The sequence below is a fragment of the Qipengyuania nanhaisediminis genome (assembly GCF_900115585.1).
In the GTDB taxonomy this organism is placed as follows: Bacteria; Pseudomonadota; Alphaproteobacteria; order Sphingomonadales; family Sphingomonadaceae; genus Qipengyuania; species Qipengyuania nanhaisediminis.
In genome coordinates this window covers 1-20,189 of record NZ_FOWZ01000002.1, presented here as the reverse complement: position 1 = coordinate 20,189, position 20,189 = coordinate 1, and the positions used below count along the sequence as shown (strand labels likewise).

Annotated in this window: 14 protein-coding genes; 9 read left to right on the top strand and 5 right to left on the bottom strand. The window is 59.8% G+C overall.

Annotated elements, in window-relative coordinates:
- Positions 1-46 precede the first annotated feature (46 nt).
- The 6 genes from recA (at position 47) to alaS (ending at position 7,790) form a co-directional block, all read left to right on the top strand.
- Positions 47-1,108: a recombinase RecA gene (recA, locus tag BM173_RS05720; protein ID WP_090478629.1), complete on the top strand. Its 1,062-nt coding sequence runs from the start codon at positions 47-49 to the stop codon at positions 1,106-1,108.
- Positions 1,109-1,312: 204 nt separating this feature from the next.
- A complete protein-coding gene (locus tag BM173_RS05715; RefSeq protein ID WP_090478625.1) occupies positions 1,313-1,939 on the top strand; it encodes a glutathione S-transferase family protein in 627 nt (208 codons plus the stop codon).
- Positions 1,940-2,035: 96 nt separating this feature from the next.
- On the top strand, positions 2,036-3,202 hold the full coding sequence (locus BM173_RS05710; protein WP_090478622.1) for a nucleotide sugar dehydrogenase: 1,167 nt from the start codon (positions 2,036-2,038) through the stop codon (positions 3,200-3,202).
- Complete coding sequence (locus tag BM173_RS05705; RefSeq protein WP_090478619.1) at positions 3,202-4,224, top strand: NAD-dependent epimerase/dehydratase family protein; 1,023 nt, start codon at positions 3,202-3,204, stop codon at positions 4,222-4,224. The genes BM173_RS05710 and BM173_RS05705 overlap by 1 nt, the downstream gene beginning before the upstream one ends.
- Positions 4,217-5,053, top strand: coding sequence for a class I SAM-dependent methyltransferase (locus BM173_RS05700; protein ID WP_177201822.1), 837 nt, complete (start codon positions 4,217-4,219; stop codon positions 5,051-5,053). Before BM173_RS05705 ends, BM173_RS05700 begins: the two co-directional genes overlap by 8 nt.
- Before the next feature lie 73 nt (positions 5,054-5,126).
- Positions 5,127-7,790: an alanine--tRNA ligase gene (alaS, locus tag BM173_RS05695; RefSeq protein WP_090478614.1), complete on the top strand. Its 2,664-nt coding sequence runs from the start codon at positions 5,127-5,129 to the stop codon at positions 7,788-7,790.
- Between the two features lie 41 nt (positions 7,791-7,831).
- On the opposite strand, the gene BM173_RS05690 is transcribed toward alaS, so the two are convergent.
- The gene (locus BM173_RS05690; protein ID WP_090478612.1) at positions 7,832-8,011 is read right to left on the bottom strand and encodes a hypothetical protein; all 180 of its coding nucleotides are present in this window, start codon (positions 8,009-8,011) and stop codon (positions 7,832-7,834) included.
- Between the two features lie 53 nt (positions 8,012-8,064).
- The gene (locus BM173_RS05685; RefSeq protein WP_090478609.1) at positions 8,065-9,825 is read right to left on the bottom strand and encodes a cation:proton antiporter domain-containing protein; all 1,761 of its coding nucleotides are present in this window, start codon (positions 9,823-9,825) and stop codon (positions 8,065-8,067) included.
- A gap of 106 nt (positions 9,826-9,931) precedes the next feature.
- On the opposite strand from BM173_RS05685, the gene BM173_RS05680 reads away from it, so the two are divergent.
- Positions 9,932-12,361: a S8 family serine peptidase gene (locus tag BM173_RS05680; RefSeq protein ID WP_090478606.1), complete on the top strand. Its 2,430-nt coding sequence runs from the start codon at positions 9,932-9,934 to the stop codon at positions 12,359-12,361.
- A gap of 3 nt (positions 12,362-12,364) precedes the next feature.
- On the opposite strand, the gene BM173_RS05675 is transcribed toward BM173_RS05680, so the two are convergent.
- Entirely contained in the window at positions 12,365-14,020 is a 1,656-nt protein-coding gene (locus BM173_RS05675; protein ID WP_090480159.1) for a bifunctional GNAT family N-acetyltransferase/carbon-nitrogen hydrolase family protein, read from the bottom strand.
- A 430-nt stretch (positions 14,021-14,450) separates the two neighbouring features.
- Here BM173_RS05675 and BM173_RS05670 point away from each other — a divergent pair, with 430 nt between their 5' ends.
- Positions 14,451-15,674, top strand: coding sequence for a sugar transferase (locus BM173_RS05670; RefSeq protein WP_218152630.1), 1,224 nt, complete (start codon positions 14,451-14,453; stop codon positions 15,672-15,674).
- A gap of 59 nt (positions 15,675-15,733) precedes the next feature.
- Here BM173_RS05670 and BM173_RS05665 read toward each other — a convergent pair whose 3' ends face one another.
- Positions 15,734-16,954 (bottom strand): NADP-dependent isocitrate dehydrogenase, encoded by a 1,221-nt coding sequence (locus BM173_RS05665; RefSeq protein ID WP_090478600.1) that lies wholly within the window; start codon positions 16,952-16,954, stop codon positions 15,734-15,736.
- Between the two features lie 442 nt (positions 16,955-17,396).
- Between BM173_RS05665 and BM173_RS05660 the strand changes: the two genes are divergently transcribed.
- Positions 17,397-18,596: a sugar transferase gene (locus BM173_RS05660; RefSeq protein WP_177201819.1), complete on the top strand. Its 1,200-nt coding sequence runs from the start codon at positions 17,397-17,399 to the stop codon at positions 18,594-18,596.
- Between the two features lie 543 nt (positions 18,597-19,139).
- On the opposite strand, the gene BM173_RS05655 is transcribed toward BM173_RS05660, so the two are convergent.
- The gene (locus BM173_RS05655; protein ID WP_090478593.1) at positions 19,140-19,967 is read right to left on the bottom strand and encodes an O-methyltransferase; all 828 of its coding nucleotides are present in this window, start codon (positions 19,965-19,967) and stop codon (positions 19,140-19,142) included.
- Between the last annotated feature and the right edge of the window lie 222 nt (positions 19,968-20,189).

The window sequence follows — 20,189 nt, the reverse complement described above, 5'->3', positions numbered from 1 at the left end:
TTGAAGAGTCGAAAACGGCTCTGGAAAAGCGAAAGGGGTATGTGTCATGGCGGCCAGTCTGAAGCTCGTGAAGGATAAAGAAATGTCTGCAGACCGTCAGAAGGCGCTCGATGCCGCTCTCGCACAGATTGACCGCGCGTTCGGTAAAGGCTCGGCCATGAAGCTGGGCAGCAAGGAAGCGATGAACGTGGAATCGATTTCCACCGGATCGCTTGGCCTCGATATCGCGCTGGGAATTGGCGGCCTGCCCAAGGGCCGCGTGATCGAAGTTTACGGCCCGGAAAGCTCGGGTAAGACCACGCTGGCGCTGCACTGCATCGCCGAAGCGCAGAAGGCCGGCGGCACTGCCGCGTTCGTCGATGCGGAACACGCGCTCGACCCGGTCTATGCCAAGAAGCTGGGCGTCGATATCGACGAACTGATCGTGTCGCAGCCTGACACGGGTGAACAGGCGCTGGAAATCACCGATACGCTGGTGCGTTCGAACGCGATCGACATCCTCGTGGTCGACTCCGTCGCCGCGCTGGTTCCGCGCGCTGAAATCGAAGGCGAGATGGGCGACAGCCACGTCGGCCTCCAGGCACGCCTGATGTCGCAGTCGCTGCGCAAGCTGACCGGATCGATCAACCGTTCGAAGTGCATGGTGATCTTCATCAACCAGCTGCGCATGAAGATCGGCGTGATGTACGGTAACCCCGAAACCACGACCGGCGGTAACGCGCTCAAGTTCTATGCTTCGGTCCGCCTCGACATCCGCCGCACCGGCCAGATCAAGGACCGTGACGAAGTGGTCGGTAACTCGACCCGCGTGAAGGTGGTGAAGAACAAGGTCGCTCCGCCGTTCAAGCAGGTCGAATTCGATATCATGTACGGCGAAGGCATCTCCAAGATCGGCGAAATCCTCGATCTTGGCGTGAAGGCCGGCATCGTCGAAAAATCGGGCAGCTGGTTCAGCTACGACAGCGTCCGCATCGGCCAGGGCCGCGAGAATGCGAAGACCTTCCTGAAAGAAAATCCAGAGATGTGTGCCAAGTTGGAAGCCGCCATCCGCGGCAAAACCGACGAGGTCGCCGAGGAGATGATGACCGGTCCGGACGCGGACGACTGATCACAGACCCTCGAAGCGGGAGCGTGGGTGGCACTTCAACCCCTGCCACTTGCAAGCCGGACTGTCCCCCGGTGCTCCCGATGAAACGGAAAGCCGGTGCGCGCACTCCCTTTGGATGTTGCCGCACCGGCTTTTCCGTATCTGCTACTGGCAATACGTTTCCGGTGCGACTAGGCAGTTCCGGCTATCAATCGGGAGCCCGGAATGACCGTAATCGTCCATCATCTGAACAACAGTCGTTCGCAGCGTATCCTCTGGCTGCTCGAAGAGCTGGGGGCCGATTACGAGATCCGTTCCTATCAGCGTGACGCCGAAAGTAATCTTGCACCGCCGGAACTCAAGCAGGTGCACCCCCTCGGCAAGTCCCCGGTCATCGAAGATGACGGACGCATGATCAGCGAAAGTGGCGCGATCATCGAATATCTGTGCGAACGGCACGGCGGCAAGGACTGGCTGCCCGATCGCGCCAGCGATGCCTGGATCGACCATCTCGAATGGATGCAGTTCGGGGAGAGTTCCTTTTTCGTCCCGGTCATGCTCAAGATCTATGCTGGCCGGCTCGGCGATGCCGCCGCCCCATTGATGCCGCGGGTGGACGAGCAGATGGCCGCTCACATCGCCTTTGCCGAAGAGAAGATCGGCGATGATCTTCATTTCGTCGGAAACGACTGGAGTGCCGCAGACGTCATGATGAGCTTTCCGGCGGAGATTGCGGTCATGCAGGGTTACGTTGAGAAGGCACCCAAGCTCGCCCGCTTCGTCGAAGCCATTCATGCACGACCCGCGTGGCAGCGCGCGCGAGAGAAGGGTGGAGCCTATTTCGTTTGGTAGGTCCGCCATTGCGGTTGGCCGGCGCGCCAACCATCTATCAGGCGGCGCGCCTTCGCGTGCAGACGCCCACACACACGAGGCAAGACAGGTAATTCCATGAAGATTGCTGTTTTCGGGCTTGGATATGTCGGATTGTCCAATGCCATCATGCTGTCGCAGCATAATAGCGTCGTCGGTGTGGACGTTTCCGCAGAGCGGATTGCCATGCTTCGCGAACGCAAATCGCCCATCCAGGACGAACTGGTCGAAGAATACCTGCTGAGGGACGATCTCGACCTCGAGTTCACGACCGATTTCGACGCAGCGGTAGAGGGCGCGAAATTTGCTGTTGTCGCAGTGCCGACCAATTACGACCCCGAGACCAATTTCTTCGACACCTCGGCCGTCGATTCCGTCACGCAGAAGGTTCTGTCCGCAAATTCGGACGTCACCGTCGTCATAAAGTCGACGATCCCGGTCGGATATGTCGCGTCGGCGCGGGAGCGCCTTGGCAGCGATCGCATAATTTTCAGCCCCGAGTTCCTGCGCGAAGGCAAGGCGCTCTACGACAATCTCCACCCTTCGCGCATCATCGTCGGAGAACGTTCGGACAGGGCCCGGACATTTGCCGATCTGTTGCTCGAACCGGCGCTGGATGATGACGTACCGGTCCTACTGACCGATGCCGACGAGGCGGAAGCGATCAAGCTTTTCGCCAATACCTACCTCGCCATGAGAGTGGCTTTCTTCAACGAACTGGACAGCTACGCCCTGTCGCGCGGCCTCGATACGCGGCAGATAATCGAGGGCATCGGGCACGATCCGCGCATCGGCTCTCACTATAACAACCCATCATTCGGATATGGCGGGTACTGCCTGCCGAAAGATACCAAGCAGCTACTCGCGAATTACAGCGAGGTGCCGCAGAACCTGATCCGCGCGATCGTCGATGCCAATAGGACCCGCAAGGACTATCTGGCCGACCGCATCATCGCGAAAGAGCCCAAGACTGTGGGCGTGTTTCGCCTCGTGATGAAAGCCGGGTCGGACAATTTCCGCCAATCCTCGATCCAGGGGATCATGAAGCGGATCAAGGCCAAGGGCATCGAGGTCATCGTCTATGAACCCGTCATGGAGGACGACAGCTTCTTCGGTTCGCGGGTCGAGCGCGACCTCGAGGCGTTCAAGCGTTCTTCCGATGTCATCGTGGCGAACCGTTTGACCGAGGAGCTTGCCGACGTGCGCGACAAGGTCTTCACGCGCGATCTCTTCGGGGCGGATTGATGCAGGAAAACCGCACGGCGCTCGTCACCGGGGCGGCCGGTTTTATCGGGTATTTCACGTGCAAGCGCCTGCTGGCAGACGGCTTTCGGGTCATCGGCGTCGACTCGCTCAGCGATTATTACGATCCGGGGCTGAAGCGGCGTCGGCAAGCCGATTTGCTGCAGAATCCCGGCTTCCGCATCGTCAACGAGCCGATCGAACAGTCCGGCCTGCTGATGGACTTTTTCGAGGCCGAGCAGCCCGACATTGTCGTGCACCTCGCTGCTCAGGCGGGTGTGCGTTACTCCATCGAGAACCCGCGCTCTTACCTGGAGAGCAATCTCGTCGGGACCTTCGAGTTGCTCGAAGCGGCGCGGGCACATCCGCCAGAGCATATGCTGCTGGCCTCCACGTCCTCCGCCTACGGCGCCAACACTGAAATGCCGTATCGCGAGACGATGAAGACCGACCACCAGATGTCGTTTTATGCGGCAACGAAAAAGGCGAACGAGGCGATGGCGCATTCCTACGCGCACCTCTTCGACCTGCCGATCACGATGTTCCGCTTTTTCACGGTCTATGGCCCGTGGGGGCGGCCTGACATGGCCCTCTTCAAGTTCACCCGCGCCATGCTCTCGGGCGAGCCGATCGATGTGTACAATCACGGCGAGATGTCGCGCGATTTCACTTACGTGGAAGATCTCGTCGAAGCTGTTCGCCGCTTGATCGATGTGCCGCCGGTACGACCCGACGGACCGGAGGACGTGGCAGAGGGTGACAGCCTGTCACCCGTCGCGCCGTGGAGGATCGTCAATATCGGCAACTCCAAACCCGTGCAGCTGGGCGACATGATCGCGGCCATCGAGGCGGCGCTTGGCGTGACAGCCAAACGCAACCTGATGCCCATGCAACCTGGCGACGTGCCCGCGACCTGGGCGGATGCAGAGCTTCTGCGAAGTCTCACCGGATACGTACCCGCTACCGATATCAAGGACGGGGTCGCTCGCTTCACGCAGTGGTACAGGGATTATTACGATGTCTGATGCGAGCGTTTCGGGATCCGAATGGACCGGAAAGACCGGCAAGAGCTGGGCGCATGAATGGCAACGGACCGATCGCAGCTTCGGACCGCTGACAGAGCGGCTCGTGGCCGCGGCGACTGCCGAACCCTTCGACCATGCGCTGGACATCGGATGCGGGGCCGGGGAAATTTCGATAAGCCTCGCCCGAATGTCTCCCGCTTCGCAGGTGTCCGGTGTCGATATCAGCGAGGAATTGCTCGCGGTGGCGAGGGAGCGCGCCGCCGACCTTCCCAATGCCCACTTCACACTGGCAGATGCCTCGCAATGGATTGCATCGGATAGACGGCCGGACCTCGTCGTCTCGCGGCACGGGGTGATGTTCTTCGATGATCCGGTCGCCGCATTTTCACACGTTTCCCGCCAGGTTTCACCCGACGCGCGTATGGTGTTTTCCTGTTTTCGCGAACGCTCCGAAAACCTCTGGGCGCAGGAATTGTCATCGGTCCTCGACGTCTTGCCTGCACCTGCCGATCCGCGCACGCCCGGGCCGTTTGCCTTCGGCGAACGTGACTACGTGACGGCAATTCTCGAGGAGGCCGGTTGGGGCGCGCTTCGGTTCGACGCCATCGATTACGGTATGGTGGCGGGCGAGGGGCCGGATGCGCTCGACGATGCGACTTCCTATTTCCTGAGGATTGGTCCGGCCGCCCGGGCAATCGCGGCGATGTCGGGTGAAGAGCGCGACAGGGCGATCTCGAGATTGCGCACGATGCTCGAAAGCCATCGCAAGGGCGATCGCATCGAATTGCCCGCCAGCTGCTGGATCGTAAGCGCCACTTTGGCCCGATAATCGGGGAATCTGCACACTTTCAGCGGTCTTTCGCGCTTGTCGGCTGCGCGTCGATTGCTTACGTGCGCAAGCCATGACGTCGACCAACGAAATCCGCCGCTCCTTCCTCGATTACTTCGCCGCCAACGGGCACGAGGAAGTGCCGAGCGCACCCCTGGTGCCTTTCAGCGATCCCACGCTGATGTTCGTCAATGCGGGCATGGTGCCGTTCAAGAACGCGTTCACGGGCCTTGAAACGCCGCCGGCGCCCCGCGCGACGAGCTCGCAGAAATGCGTACGCGCAGGTGGCAAGCACAACGATCTCGACAATGTCGGCTACACGGCGCGCCACCATACGTTCTTCGAAATGCTCGGCAATTTCAGCTTTGGCGACTATTTCAAGGAACGGGCGATCGACCATGCGTGGACGCTGCTGACCAAGGAGTGGGGGCTCGATCCCGAAAAGCTGCTGGTCACCGTGTACCACACGGACGATGAAGCTTTCGACCTGTGGAAGAAGCGCACCGGATTTGCCGACGACAAGATCATCCGCATCCCGACCAAGGACAATTTCTGGGCCATGGGCTCGGACGGTCCGTGTGGCCCTTGTTCGGAAATCTTCTACGACCACGGCGATCACATCTGGGGCGGCCCTCCGGGTAGCCCAGAGGAAGACGGCGACCGCTTCGTCGAAATCTGGAACCTCGTCTTCATGCAGTTCACGCAGGAAGCGGACGAGATCGTCGGCGACCTGCCCAAGCCCAGCATCGACACCGGCATGGGCATCGAACGTGTCGCAGCGGTCATGCAGGGCGTGCACGACAATTACGACACCGATACCTTCAAGGCCCTGATCGGCGCCAGCGAAGCGCTGACCGGCGTTAAGGCCGAAGGCGACCAGACCGCCAGCCACCGCGTCATCGCCGACCACTTGCGTTCGACCAGCTTCCTGCTGGCCGACGGCGTTTTGCCGAGCAACGAAGGCCGCGGCTACGTCCTTCGCCGCATCATGCGCCGCGCAATGCGCCATGCGCACCTGCTGGGTGCAAGCGAACCGCTGATGCATCGCCTGGTGCCCGAACTCGTTAGCGAAATGGGCGCTGCCTATCCGGAGCTGGTGCGCGGCCAGCCGCTGATCCAGGAAGTGCTGGAGCGCGAGGAAACCCAGTTCCGGCGCACGCTCGACAAGGGCCTCAAGCTCCTCGACGAAGCCACCGGCGACATGGGCGAGGGCGGCACGCTGGACGGCGAGACCGCGTTCAAGCTCTACGACACTTATGGCTTTCCTTACGACCTTACCGAAGACGCGCTGCGCAATCGCGGTATCGGCGTCGACAAGGATGGCTTCGATGCAGCCATGGCGCAGCAGAAGGCAGCCGCGCGCGCAGCGTGGAAAGGGTCGGGCGAGGCAGCCAGTGAGGAAGTCTGGTTCGACATTGCCGAACGCGAAGGTTCGACCGAGTTTACCGGCTACAGCTCCGACACGGGCGAGGCCGAAGTCGTCGCACTGGTAAAGGACGGCAAGGAAATCGATAGCGCGTCCGAAGGCGACGACGTGATCGTGCTGACCAACCAAACGCCCTTCTACGGTGAAAGCGGCGGCCAGACCGGCGATGCCGGGCGCATCTGGACACCCGAGGGGCTGGAGATCGCCGTTTCCACGACGAACAAGCCGCTTGGGCGTTTGCACACGCATGTCGCCAAGGTTGCCAAGGGGACGATCAAGGTCGGCGATGCGGTGCATCTCGAAATCGATGCCGGCCGCCGCGATCGCATTCGTGCGAATCACTCCGCGACGCACCTTGTTCACGCAGCGCTGCGCAACCGCCTTGGCGACCACGTGACCCAGAAGGGCTCGCTGGTTTCCGACGATCGCTTCCGCTTCGACTTCTCGCACCCCAAGCCGCTATCCGACGAGGATATCGCGGCGATCGAAGCAGAGGTGAACGAGGAAATCCGCGCCAACGAAACGGTCGGCACGCGCCTCATGACGCCCGACGATGCAGTGGCTGCAGGCGCGCTGGCGTTGTTCGGCGAGAAATATGGCGACGAAGTCCGCGTCCTGTCGATGGGTCGTAAGGGCGACGAGGGCAAGAATTACTCGGTCGAACTGTGCGGCGGCACCCATGTCGAAGCGACGGGCGATATAGGCCTGTTCAAGATCGTCAGCGAGAGCGCGGTCAGTTCCGGCGTGCGCCGAATCGAAGCGCTCACGGGCGAAGCGGCACGCCAGTGGCTCCTGTCACGCGACGAAGCCGTGCGGGCAATCGCAGGTGCGTTGAAGACCTCTCCGGACGAAGCGGCTGCGCGGGTTTCGGCGCTGGTGGAAGAGCGCAAGCGCCTCGAAAAGGAACTCGCCGAAGCCAAGCGCGCGCTCGCGCTCGGTGGTGGCGGTTCGGGCGATGCTGCGGGTGCGGATGAAGAGATCGGTGGGATCACCTTCTCCGGCCAGGTGATCGAGGGCCTTAATCCGAAGGAACTGCGTCCGCTTCTCGACGAGGCGAAAAAGCGTATGGGATCGGGTGTTGCCGCGATTTGCGCGGTCAATGACGGGAAGGGCGCCTTTGCCGTTGCCGTGACGGACGACCTTACCGATCGCGTGAGCGCGGTCGACCTCGTCCGCGCCGGCGTCGAAGCGCTTGGCGGAAAGGGCGGCGGCGGCCGTCCCGACATGGCGCAGGGTGGCGGTCCGGACGGGGCCAAGGCGGACGACGCGCTTGCCGCGGTCCGCACCGCGCTCGAACGCGAAAACGCCTGACGAACCGGGGTCCGTCAGGCGCTTTCAATTCTTGCCGTGGATCAGGCGCTGGGCGTTTTCTTCGTCACGCCGCTGGAGCCCTGCTCGATATCGTAGCCCTCGGTGTCACCGGGCTTGCCGCGCAGCTGATCGGGGGCCTGGTCCTTCAACGGATCGGCCACGTTCTGCGGCTTGAACTTTTCGTCGTTCGGGATCGGCTTGGTCGGATCTATGTCGCTCATTTGTGTCTCCTTTGCTTAACCAACGCATCGGAAACGCAAGAGTTCACATAAAATCAGCCGTCTACCGTGCCTGAGCGTAGCTTCGGCTTGTAGGCGAGCGCGCCTTCCTCCTCGATGCGGGCGCGAAACTCGTCACGCTTCTCGTGGATGGAGGCGATGACCGGCCCCATGGCGACGCCAATGTCGACCAGTACCGCTTCGGACAATTGCAGGGTGGCTTCCAGCGTTTCGGGGACGGCGTGGCTGGCGCCGGCGCGATAGAGCGCGGATGCATGTGCAATGTCGCGTGCGCGCGCCACGATCAGGAGATCGGGATAGCTGGCGCGCAATTTGGCGACCAGCCGCTGTGCCAGGATCGGCTCGTCCATAGTGAGCACGACCGCCAGCGCATCCTCGATGCCGAGGTGTTGTAGCGCATCGCCCCGGGCGGCATCGCCGAATACCGCGCGATAGCCCTTGCGCTTGGCGCTCTCGATCATGTCCGCATCGGAATCGATCGCGACATAGGGCTTGTCGTGCTCGTCGAGCATTTGCGCGATCAACCTGCCGACGCGGCCCGCCCCGATGATGATGACGCGCGGTTCGCCTTCGTCCTCTTCCGGGAGCTCGGGAGCAGGCTCGACGCGGCGGCCGACCACGCGCCCCAGGCGGGCCAGCAGCGGCGTGAAGGTAAGGCCGATGGCAGTGACGATCTGCCAGAACTGTGCCGTGCCCGGCTGGATCAGCATCGCGCTGCTGGCGGCAGCGAGGACGATCAGCGTCGTTTCCGACGGGCTGGCCATCAATATGCCCGTTTCGGCTGCGGTACTCCTGCGCGCTCCCATGAGGCGCAGAAGCGTTCCGGTGAGCAAGGCCTTGAAGACCAGCACTCCAAGGACTGCGACGGCGATGGTGCCGAGATTGTCCCAGATCGTGCGCAGATCGATGCTCATGCCTACCGTGATCAGGAAGATACCGAGGGCGAGGCCCTTGAACGGCTCCATGATGCTTTCGACTTCGCCGTGATATTCGGTTTCGGCGATCAGCAGGCCAGCGATCAGCGCGCCGACGATCGGCGACAGGCCGACGGCGGCCGTTGCAAGGCTGGCGCCGATGACAACGAGCAGGGCGGCGGCGAGGAACAATTCCGGGCTCTTGGTCCGCGCGGCCTGGGCGAACAGGCGGGGAAGGGCGATCCTGCCGGCGATCATCATGACCGCAATGACCAGCGCGCCCTGCCAGAGCGTGTCGAGGAGGCCGCTCCAGCCCTCGGCCTGAGCATTGGGTGCCATTGCGCCAAGGATGAAGATGATCGGGACGATCATGATATCTTCGAACAGCAGCATGGATAGCGCTGCGCGCCCGACTGGGCTGGTGCTGCCCGAAATCGGCAGGACGATGGCTGTGGATGAGAAGGCGAGGGCAAAGCCCAGCGCCAATGCGCCGGTCCAGTACTGCCCCATCATTGCGAGCACTGCGGCCAGGCACAGGCCGCCAATCATCAGCTCCATCGCGCCCAGTCCGAACACTAGCCTGCGCAGCTGCCACAGGCGGTTGAAAGACAATTCGAGGCCGATGGCGAAGAGGAGCAGGATGATCCCGAACTCCGCAAAGGGTTCGAGCGCCTCGGGATCGGATATGGTTATATGTTCCAGCAGCGGTCTCTCGTAGACAAGCTGCCCGAGGCCATAAGGGCCCACGAGGATGCCGATCAGGATGAACCCGATGACAGGCGTGATACGGAACCGCGTAAAGACAGGGATGACCAGACCCGCCGCACCAAGGATGACGAGCGCGTCGGAGATTGCGGGGGATGCGAGGTCGCCAGATGCCATGGGAATTCCTTATGGTCTTCGAGACACCTTGTCATCCGGCTTTGGACGCTGAATGCACGGTTGGATTCCATGGTTCAGGAATCGCTAACTCGGGAAAGATAAACGGGTGAGGAAAGGTCGCGCTTTGAAAAACCAGTCCATCCGTTCGAACCTGCTTCGTGCTTGTGCCGCTTTGAGCCTGGTGCCGCTTGTCTATGCCTGCGGAGGTGGGGGGAGCAGCGATCGCCCTATATCGACGCCGCGACCGGCCCCTTCGCCGACGCCGAGCCCGTCGCCGACTCCCAGCCCATCGCCAACCCCGAGCCCGACGCCTACCCCTTCCAGCTTCCAGACAAGCGAACTCAGGGAGTCCGACGGCCCTGAATTTCACGGTGCCATCACCGCTTGGGAAAACGGCGCGACGGGTTCCGGTTCGATCATCGCGGTGATCGATTCCGGTATCGATCTCGACAGTCCCGAGTTCGCCAACCGTATTCATCCCCAATCGCAGGACGTGGCGGGCAACCGTTCGGTCGAGGGCGAGGACGATCATGGTACCAACGTCAGCCTCGTCGCGGCGGCCGCGCGTAACGACAGCGGTATTCTCGGCATGGCTTTCGACGCCGAGATCCTGGCCCTTCGAGCAGACGCTCCGGGCAGTTGCGCCACCGATACGCCCGACGATCCGTCGCTGGGGTGCAGTTTCTTCGACCGGGATATCGCCCGTGGCATCGACGTGGCGGTCGATGCGGGGGCGACCGTCGTCAATCTGAGCCTCGGAGGCCAGTCACCGGGAAGGGCCGTGCTCGATGCGGTCAGACGCGCATCGGCGGCGGGCGTGGTGATTGTCGTGTCCTCGGGCAATTACGGCGACGGCAGCGATCCCGATTTCGACCAATTCCAGCCGACCCCCTTCGCCAGCGACATCAGGGCCGCAGGCGGCGACAATGTGATCATCGTGGGTTCGGTCGACGCGAACGGCCAGTTCTCCGACTTCGCCAATCCCGCAGGTGACGATTCTCAATTTTATCTCGCCGCCCGCGGCGAGCGGATTTGCTGCGTCTACGAGAATGGCGAGATTTACGTCGAAGAGACCCCGCAGGGGCAGTTCGTGATCCTGTTCTCCGGTACCAGCTTTGCCGCTCCCCAGGTTGCAGGCGCTGTGGCCCTGATCCGGCAGGCTTTTCCGAACCTCACCGGTGCTGAAATCGTCTCGCTCCTTCTCGAAAGCGCAAGGGATGGCGGTGCAGCCGGAACGGATGCTATTTTCGGCCGCGGTATTCTTGATGTCGCCCAAGCCTTTCGACCCGCCGGAGCGATGTCGATCCCCGGCACGTCCGCTCCCCTGGCGGGCAGCCAGCCGACCGCGATCGGGTCCCCGGCAATGGGCGATGCGCTTACTACGCAGGGCACTTTGGCCGTTGTCGCCACCGACAAGTACGACCGCGCCTTCGCGGTCGATCTCGGTGCCGGATTGAAGGACGCAAGGCCCGACAACGACAGGCTCAGAGCAGCGCTCGCACCCGGTTCTCGGCGGCATTCGGTCCAGCAAGGGCCGCTGTCGATGGCATTCAGCGTGACGGACAGGTTTGCGACCCGTGGCGGAGTAGAAGAACCGCAGGAACTGCTTCTCTCCAACCGGGAGACCGACACCGCAAGACTGCTGGCCGGCAGGGTCATCGCGCGCCTCTCTCCCAAGCTCGACTTCGCATTCTCCGTGAACGAAGGGGCTCACGGCCTTTCTGCGCAATTGGCAGGGGCGGCAGAACCGGCATTCCTGATTGCCGTATCCGGCGCCAGCGCCTCGGCCTTCCAGAGTAGGGACCAACGCGCCTTCGCCGCGGGATACGACCTTGCTCCCGGCGTCCGTGCTGTGGCGACTTTCGAGCGGGGACGCGTCGGCTTTGTGGGCGACACATTCCTCCTCGATCGTCAGCCGCAACTCTTCGACCGCCTCGGCTTCACCCGGTCCGGTATCGAATTCTCCGCCCAGGGGTTGCCGATCGACAGTTCGATATCTTTCGACTGGATGCGGGAGGACAAGACGCTGCTCGGCGGCTGGTTCGGGGGCGCCCTCGGCGGCTCCGGTTCGCACAGCCTGAGCATGACCGCCCGGTTTGCGCGATCTTTTGCCAATCACTGGAGGCTGGCAGGCGCATGGCAAAGCGGCTGGTCGTTTGCAGACGAAGCAGGCCTTGTCGCGGATTCCAACGGATTGACGACATCGGGATGGTCAGTCGACCTCCAGAGACAACGTGTCCTTGGCCGCGCGGATAGCGTGGCGTTCCGTCTTTCCCAGCCGCTGCGTGTGGAGCGGGGCGGCCTCAATCTCCGGGTCCCGACGAGCTACGACTATCTGACGGAAACTGCGAGTTTCTCGAACCGGCGCCTGTCGCTCACGCCGACAGGACGGGAGTTGGTCGGAGAATTGAGATGGGCCGGACCGGTATCCTTCGGGTGGGGCGGCGCATCGCTGTTCTACCGACACGAGCCGGACCATATCGCCGATAACCCGGCCGAGGTCGGGGCGGCGGCGAGTTTCAACGCCCGCTTCTAAGCCTCAGCCGCCTCCGGGTCCGGTCGGACCAAGCGGTTCGCGGCGCGGCCGCGGCTTGCCTGGGTGCTTCCCGTCCTCGTCCCACTCGATGCGGTAGAGATCGAAACGCCGGTCGGCGAGGTTGCGCACGGTGCCTTCGGCGCGCGCCCATTGCAGGTCGGCAAGGTTCACGTCGCTGATGGTGAGCGTTTCGACATTCTCTGTGGATTCGGCGGCGATACCGTCGCGGGCAAAGGGGAAGTCGCAGGGCGTCAGGATGCAGCTCTGCGCATACTGGATATCCATATTGCCGACGTTGGGCAGGTTCCCGACATTGCCCGAGAGGACGACGAAGCACTGGTTCTCGATCGCCCGTGCCTGTCCGCAATAGCGCACACGCAGGTAACCCTGGCGGCTGTCGGTGCAGAAGGGCACGAAGATGATGCGCGCGCCTTCATCGGCGAGGCGGCGGCTGAGCTCGGGGAATTCGCTGTCGTAGCAGATCTGCACGCCGATCGGGCCACAGTCGGTCTGGATCACCTCGACCTTGTCGCCACCTTTGATGTTCCACCAGTACCGCTCGTTCGGGGTGGGGTGGATCTTCTCCTGCGCATGGACCGAACCATCGCGTAGGCAGACATAGGCGACATTGTGAATGTCGCCATCATCCATCCGCGTGGGATGGCTGCCGGCGATGATGTTGATGTTGTAGCGCATCGCCATTTCGGAAATGTCGTCGCGCAGGCGAGGGGTGTATTCAGACAGCCGCTCGATCGCCTCGACGGGCGAGAGTTCCTTCTCCTCGAAACTCAACAGCATCAGCGTGAAGAGCTCTGGAAATACGATGAAGTCTGCCTCGTAATCGCTTGCCACGTCTACGAAATATGTGACGTGACGCATGAACTCGTCATAGTCCGCAACCTGTCGCGCCTGCAGCTGGCAGGTGGCGACGCGGACCGCCTCCACACCGCGCGGGATCCGCTTTTTGACCGGCTGGTCGCGCTCCACATACGGATTGCGCCAGACCATCATCACGGCATTCGCCATGCTGGCATTGTCCTCTGGCAAATAGCCCTCGATGATCCGTTCCGGCTCGAAGCCGTTGGCGAGCTGGAAGCGCAGGACTGGATCGTGCAGCTTACCTTCGACGACCTTCTCGAGGTAATCCTTCGGCCCTTCGACCTTGCGGCGCAGGCGGCGGTAATTCGGCATGCGGCCGGCAAAGACGATGCCGGTGAGATCATTCTCCTCGGCGAGAGCGCGGCGTTCTTCGTAGAGGCGGCGTCCGATGCGTACACCGCGGACCTTGGGGTCCACGCACATCTCGTAACCGTAGAGCCAGTCGCCCGTCGGATCGTGGCGGCTGCCGTAGCCGTTACCGGTAATCTCGTCCCAGTCGTGGTCCTGGAAGGCGAGGGCTTCAGCAACCTGCATGGTGGCGCAATAGCCCACGACCTCGTCATCAAGCAGGGCGACGAAGCAGCCTTCCTTGAAGTTGTTGATCTGGCCGCGGATTTCGCCGTGCGTATAGGCGGGCATGTCCTCGTATACCCGGCGCACGAGGTTCGCGATGCCGGGAATATCCTTGATCATCGCATTGCGGACGTCGAGCCGCTTCTGCCCGAACTTTTCCGAACCCTTGCGGCGAGTGGTGCGCTTTTTTGCTGATTGCTTGACCATCATGCTCCCGATTGGTTGGCCCGACCCCCAATGACAGTCGGCTTTAATGCGCAATGTGCTAATCCTCTTTAGGTTTCCAACCTTGGTGACGGCAACCACATCCGGCAGGTTGGCCTCGCGTGAAATGCGTGCAAAGCTGGCGCAGCGCAGTTTTTGCAGCGGTAGTTTGTTTGTATCTGCTTCGTGTTCGAAGCGCCTACTCGCCTGACTTGAGGGGAAGAAAGTCCCTTTCCTCTAGCGTAATAGAGAATGTTGATTGGGCCGGGCTCACGTGGAGCGTTAAGTGACAATGCAACCAGACGATCTCGTCTCAGGAGTCAGGCTGCTCTCGATGGAGTCCCGCCGGGTTCGTCTCTATATTATCACTTTCGTAGCAGATCTCTTCCTGTTGACGGGGATATTTCAGCTTGCGGGCCAGATCCAAGTCGGAATGTCAGCTGCAGGCTCCGAGGCGGGCCTTATGCAAGCCATGGTCCCGATCTTTGCCGTAATCGCGATCTATAACCGAGTATATTCCATCCGGGGACTGATAGAATTTCGCTACGCGGCAACCCGCCTTCTTTTCGCACTGCTTGTCTCGGCGTTTCTGTTTATCTTCCTACTGTTCTATCTGAAGCCGGACATCGGTCCTCTGCGCGGTGAATACTCGCTCGCTGTAATGGCAGTATTTCTGAGCATGCTCGGCGTGCGCGGTATTATCGCTCTTTATGTGGCGAAAGTGCTTGGCGGGCGTGTTCAGAATAGGCTCGTTATCGATGACGGCGGCCCAGAGATCGTGCTGGAGAAGGCGTTTCGGATCGAGGTCGATCCAGACTTCGCCATACAGGCTTCGAGCGATCCGGAGCGACTAGATGCGCTGGGCCGTAATATGCGCAGCATGGACCGCGTTATCGTAAGCTGCCTCAATGGCCGGCGCGCTGCCTGGACGAAGATCCTGCGCGCTGCAGGCGTCGAAGGCGAGATTCTGTCGGAGACATTGAATGAACTGGGTGTTCTCGATCTCGTGCGTGAAAACAACATGGCCTTTCTGGTGGTGTCCTCAGGCCCTCTGGGACTTCGCTCGCGCCTCATCAAGCGGAGCATGGACCTGTTGATCGGAGTCATGACACTGACCATCCTTGCGCCAGTCATGATGATCGTCGCACTGGCGATCAAGCTCGAGGATGGCGGTCCGTTCTTGTTCGTCCAGCCACGGATCGGACACGGAAACCGGATCTTCAAAATGCTCAAGTTCAGGTCGATGAAGGTCGAGACGAGCGACATTGACGGCTCGCGATCAACTACGCCCAACGATGCGCGGGTCACCAAAGTTGGGAAGATCATCCGGGCCACCAGCATCGATGAATTGCCGCAGCTGTTCAATGTGCTCCTGGGAGAAATGAGCCTTGTGGGCCCGCGCCCGCATGCGCTCGGCTCGCTGGCCAGCGACAAGCTGTTCTGGGAAATCGACGGGGAGTACTGGCAGCGTCATGCTCTGAAACCCGGCATGACGGGACTTGCGCAGATCCGCGGGCATCGCGGCCCCACGGATACAGAGTCGCAACTGACCAACCGGCTGCAGTTCGATCTGGAGTATATCCGCGACTGGTCCCCGTGGCTGGATCTCAAGATCCTCGTGGCGACACTCTGGGTGTTGGTGCCTGAACGGCCCTGATCAAGAAAAAGGGGCCGGCGAGAGCCGACCCCTTCAGACCTTCGGCGCTGTCGTTGGAATCAGCCCCAATGTGCCATTTCGGCTTCGAGGCCTTCGACGATGGCTTCGAAAAACTGTTCGGTGGTCATCCAGCTTTGTTCCGGGCCAATGAGAAGCGCGAGGTCTTTGGTCATCTTGCCGCTTTCGACGGTCTTGATGCACACCTGTTCCAGCGTCTCGGCGAACTTCACAACGTCGGGCGTGTTGTCGAACTTGCCGCGATACATGAGGCCGCGCGTCCAAGCGAAGATGCTGGCGATCGGGTTGGTCGAGGTCGCCTTGCCTTGCTGGTGCTGGCGATAGTGGCGGGTAACGGTGCCGTGGGCTGCTTCTGCTTCGACGGTCTTGCCATCGGGCGTCATCAGGACCGAGGTCATCAGTCCGAGCGAGCCGAAGCCCTGTGCAACGATGTCCGACTGCACGTCGCCGTCATAGTTCTTGCAGGCCCAGACAAACTTGCCGTTCCACTTAAGCGCGGCGGCGACCATGTCGTCGATCAGGCGGTGTTCGTAGGTGAGGCCGTGCTTTTCGAAGTCGGCCTTGTACTCCGCGTCGAACACTTCCTGAAACAGGTCCTTGAAGCGGCCATCGTACTTTTTCAGGATGGTGTTCTTGGTCGACAGGTACACCGGCCACTTGCGGTCGAGTCCGTAGGCAAAGCTGGCGCGCGCGAAGTCGCGGATACTGTCGTCGAGATTGTACATCGCCATGGCGACGCCCGGGCTCTGGAATTCGAATACGTCGAGATCGATTTTCTCTCCGTTTTCACCCTCGAAGACGAGGCGCAGCTTGCCGGCGCCCGGGATCAGCGTGTCGGTGGCGCGATACTGGTCACCGAAAGCGTGACGGCCGACCACGATGGGGTCGGTCCAGCCAGGGACGAGGCGCGGAACGTTGTCGATGACGATCGGCTCGCGGAAGACCACGCCGCCGAGAATGTTGCGGATCGTGCCGTTGGGCGACCGCCACATCTTCTTGAGGTCGAATTCTTCAACACGTGCTTCGTCGGGAGTAATGGTGGCGCACTTAACGCCGACACCGTGTTTTTTAATCGCATTGGCGGCGTCGACAGTGATCTGGTCGTCGGTCTCGTCGCGCTTCTCGATCGAGAGGTCGTAATATTTCAGGTCGACGTCGAGATAGGGAAGGATCAGCCTCTCGCGGATCCACTTCCAGATGATCTTCGTCATTTCATCGCCGTCGAGTTCGACGACTGGGTTGGCTACCTTGATCTTGGCCATGGGTTTCCTGTCAGTTCGAATTGAGTTGCGGGCGCTTTAGCAGAGCCTTCCAAGAGGGCAAGTTTGGGAAGATCGCCGGCCCAATGGTATGCCTCAAGAATGTTTCACCACACTATCCTAAACCTTGCTGCTCAGTGCTCCGAGTGGCGCGCCTTCCGCTGAAATCGCCCAAGCCCGACTAAGCGTGCGAACTACCCCTCTTATCAAATGAGGTTGGCAACGCAGAGGAAACGCTCCTAAGAGCGCGGAGACTGTTCAATAGGAGCAGGTAATCAAGCTAGTTTGATGATCGCGTCGCACGAGAACACTGCGGCGCGCAGGCGATTCGGAGCAAAAATTGTCAGCACCATTCCTTTCTCCAATTGTTCGGCGTGGTTTAGTACATTCCTTGTGTTTCGAGCTCGCGTTTGTGTTGCTCCTTGGAATTGCATTGCCGCTTGCGGTGCTCGCAATCGTCGATGGTGTTCGGCCCCTTGGGTTGGAAGAAACTTGGACCTGGCTAACTCAACCCGGCGTTGCCAATTCATTCGTTGGAAGCTGTGTTTGCGCGTTGTTTTCGATCGGCATTTTAAGGCGATTACGCTACCTTCCAGGTGTCGCGGTCGCTCGATCAATTTTGCCAATTGTGGCGCTCATGTTCGGTTTGATGATTGGCGCAATCGCTGGTCTGAGGTTGGAATATTACAACAAGCTAATTGTATCGTGTTTTTTTGGAGTTCTTCTGGCACGCTTCGCAATAACGGCTATGCGAAGCCGGGCGAAGGGACTGTTGTATTACGTCGTTCCCGGCGGCCGGTCGGATTTGATCCTCCAACTGAAATCCGCGCCCGCTTTCACTCTCAATTCCCCCTCGCTTGTAAGCTTGCCTGATTGCGCAATCGTCGCTGATCTTCATGCGGATCTTGGAGAGGAGTGGGAGCGGTTCTTGGCCGACGCTGCGATATCCGGTCGCCCGATTTACCATTACAAGCATGTGTGGGAGGCGGAGACCGGCAAAGTCCAGATAGACCACCTCTCGGAGAATAATTTCGGGGCACTTTTGCCCAGCTCTTCATATCAGAGATTGAAGCGAGCGATTGACTTGCTGTCGGCTATTACCGTGTTGCCGATAGCCATTGTGATAATTGGTATCTGTGTGATACTGATCAAGCGAGACAGTCAAGGATCTGTTATTTTTCGCCAGCGGCGGGTGGGCTTTCGCGGTGTGGAATTTGAAGTACTAAAGCTCCGAACCATGATCAATGGACATAATGGTGAGGACAGCCATCTTTCCATAACCCAATCAGCGGACGGGCGGGTCACGAAAGTTGGTCGTTTCCTGCGCCGCACCCGTCTAGATGAACTTCCTCAAATTTATAACGTCATTCGCGGCGAGATGAGTTGGGTCGGGCCACGACCCGAAGCGGTCAGTCTATCAAAATGGTATGAGAACGAAATCCCGTTCTATCGCTACCGCCACATGGTTCGGCCAGGTATCACTGGCTGGGCCCAGGTGAACCAAGGCCATGTCGTGGAGATCGGCGAAGCCGATGAGAAACTTCAATACGACTTCTACTACGTCAAAAATCTCTCGTATTGGCTTGATACTGTGATTGCTTTGCGTACGGTAAAAGTGATTTTCTCCGGCTTTGGGGCAAAGTAGTGAACTCAGATGGTTCAGATAGTTCAGATGAGGGATTGAGAACCAGAAAACGACAGACGCGTAGGATTTAGCGAGGAAGGTCTGTTTTCGTTGAGGCGATTTTCCCGATGTATGCTGGCGGTGCTAGCCCATCTTTGACATCTGGCTCGTCTTGCGATCATCAAGGAAACAGTCCTTGCCCCTCCAGGCCGCTAGGCGACAAATTTTTGCGGCGGCTGATATCGGGGCGGCATCCAAGTGAGAAAAATGCGCCATTCTTCACTTATGATCATTCAGGCTGTCCGATGCTTGTGTCGCTCCAGTTCTTGATGTTCCACATTAGACGGGACAGCTGCGGGCTTTAAGCGGCCATCGATACCGCCCCGTCGAGTCGCCTTCTACTACCTGATTCGGGACCTTTTTCTGAATGGAACGAGCCGCCGCTCGCTTTAATTATCTTGGTAGGCTTTTAGGCGTGGTTTGCAATTTTGGCCTACTCGACCCTTATCGAGTGTCTCGCCATTTGCGCTCAGTTGCATAACCATGGGAACATGGAGACCCGCTCTATTTTCGAATTGCCCAAGCGAATCCTCTTCCCGCCCTTATCCGATGCACAAAGTAATCTTCTCTCTGCTCTAATTCATCTACTGCGTCGCAAACCCCGGGAAACTGTTCGCGAGTTACATCGTCGAAAAATACGATGTCTCCTTTAAACTGTAATCGTTTTACGAATGCAAATTCATTTAGGACATCTTCACGAGAGTGTTGGGCGTCAAGGTAAGCAAAATTGACTCTATTGAGTCCGACCTTTCGAATTTGATTGAGAGTGTCACCCTGCAAAAAGGTTATCCGATCGCAGAGAGAGCGCCAAGGTTCAAGCAGCTCTCGGCGTGTCTTTTTTCCATCAAGGTCGTCGATACAATTCCAGAAAATCGGATTCAGGTGAGGAAGTCGATCGATAGTTATGACGTGGCCATTCACTCCAGCATCATCCAGCGCCTTGGCCATACATATCGCCGAAAAACCACGAGCCGTGCCAGTCTCCAGGATCGAAACAAAGCTTGGCCTATTGTCGCTGATATATCGCCTCAAAAGGCTGTAAAGGAGCCTTCCGTGAACGTAACTAAGTTGGCTTTGTTTCTTGACGATCTGGGTGTGAAGCGCGAGCTCATCAAGCCAATTTTTGTCAATGGCGAAACTGGTTTCAGATTCAAGTTTGTCAGCTTCCGCATAGGTGCGGCCAGCCGCCTCTCCGGCGAGGGAAAGGAATTCCTCGGCAGTTGCAGTTGGGCGGGCTGCCAAAGGATCCTTGTTCCAGCGTGAATCTAAACGATCACTAATGCCAGACCTCACCAGACGGGTAGCGTATTGTGCGTAGGCTTTCAGTTTCATTTCATTACCATAACTTTACATCTATTTTTCGCAACCTCAGAGCCCGCCAAGTCTGTGGGAGCTGATGCCTGCTTTCAAAGAAAGTGCCTCCGTCTCCTCCGATTGATTGCATTCACGTCCGGGCAGCGTGACGTGACCCCCAGCTTTCCCCCAGCTGGGATTAGAGCCGGACCGCGTTGTTGCGCATGAGCGCGGTTGAAGCAATGGGCTGCGTAGCGGAGC

Bases quoted from the DNA above. Each gene is read 5' to 3' on its own strand.
- BM173_RS05705 (WP_090478619.1), top strand. From the start codon at position 3,202: ATGCAGGAAAACCGCACGGCGCTCGTCACCGGGGCGGCCGGTTTTATC.
- BM173_RS05715 (WP_090478625.1), top strand. From the start codon at position 1,313: ATGACCGTAATCGTCCATCATCTGAACAACAGTCGTTCGCAGCGTATC.
- BM173_RS05710 (WP_090478622.1), top strand. From the start codon at position 2,036: ATGAAGATTGCTGTTTTCGGGCTTGGATATGTCGGATTGTCCAATGCC.
- BM173_RS05675 (WP_090480159.1), bottom strand. From the start codon at position 14,020: ATGGTCAAGCAATCAGCAAAAAAGCGCACCACTCGCCGCAAGGGTTCG.
- BM173_RS05655 (WP_090478593.1), bottom strand. From the start codon at position 19,967: ATGAAACTGAAAGCCTACGCACAATACGCTACCCGTCTGGTGAGGTCT.
- BM173_RS05700 (WP_177201822.1), top strand. From the start codon at position 4,217: ATGTCTGATGCGAGCGTTTCGGGATCCGAATGGACCGGAAAGACCGGC.
- BM173_RS05685 (WP_090478609.1), bottom strand. From the start codon at position 9,825: ATGGCATCTGGCGACCTCGCATCCCCCGCAATCTCCGACGCGCTCGTC.
- recA (WP_090478629.1), top strand. From the start codon at position 47: ATGGCGGCCAGTCTGAAGCTCGTGAAGGATAAAGAAATGTCTGCAGAC.
- BM173_RS05690 (WP_090478612.1), bottom strand. From the start codon at position 8,011: ATGAGCGACATAGATCCGACCAAGCCGATCCCGAACGACGAAAAGTTC.
- alaS (WP_090478614.1), top strand. From the start codon at position 5,127: ATGACGTCGACCAACGAAATCCGCCGCTCCTTCCTCGATTACTTCGCC.
- BM173_RS05670 (WP_218152630.1), top strand. From the start codon at position 14,451: ATGTCAGCTGCAGGCTCCGAGGCGGGCCTTATGCAAGCCATGGTCCCG.
- BM173_RS05665 (WP_090478600.1), bottom strand. From the start codon at position 16,954: ATGGCCAAGATCAAGGTAGCCAACCCAGTCGTCGAACTCGACGGCGAT.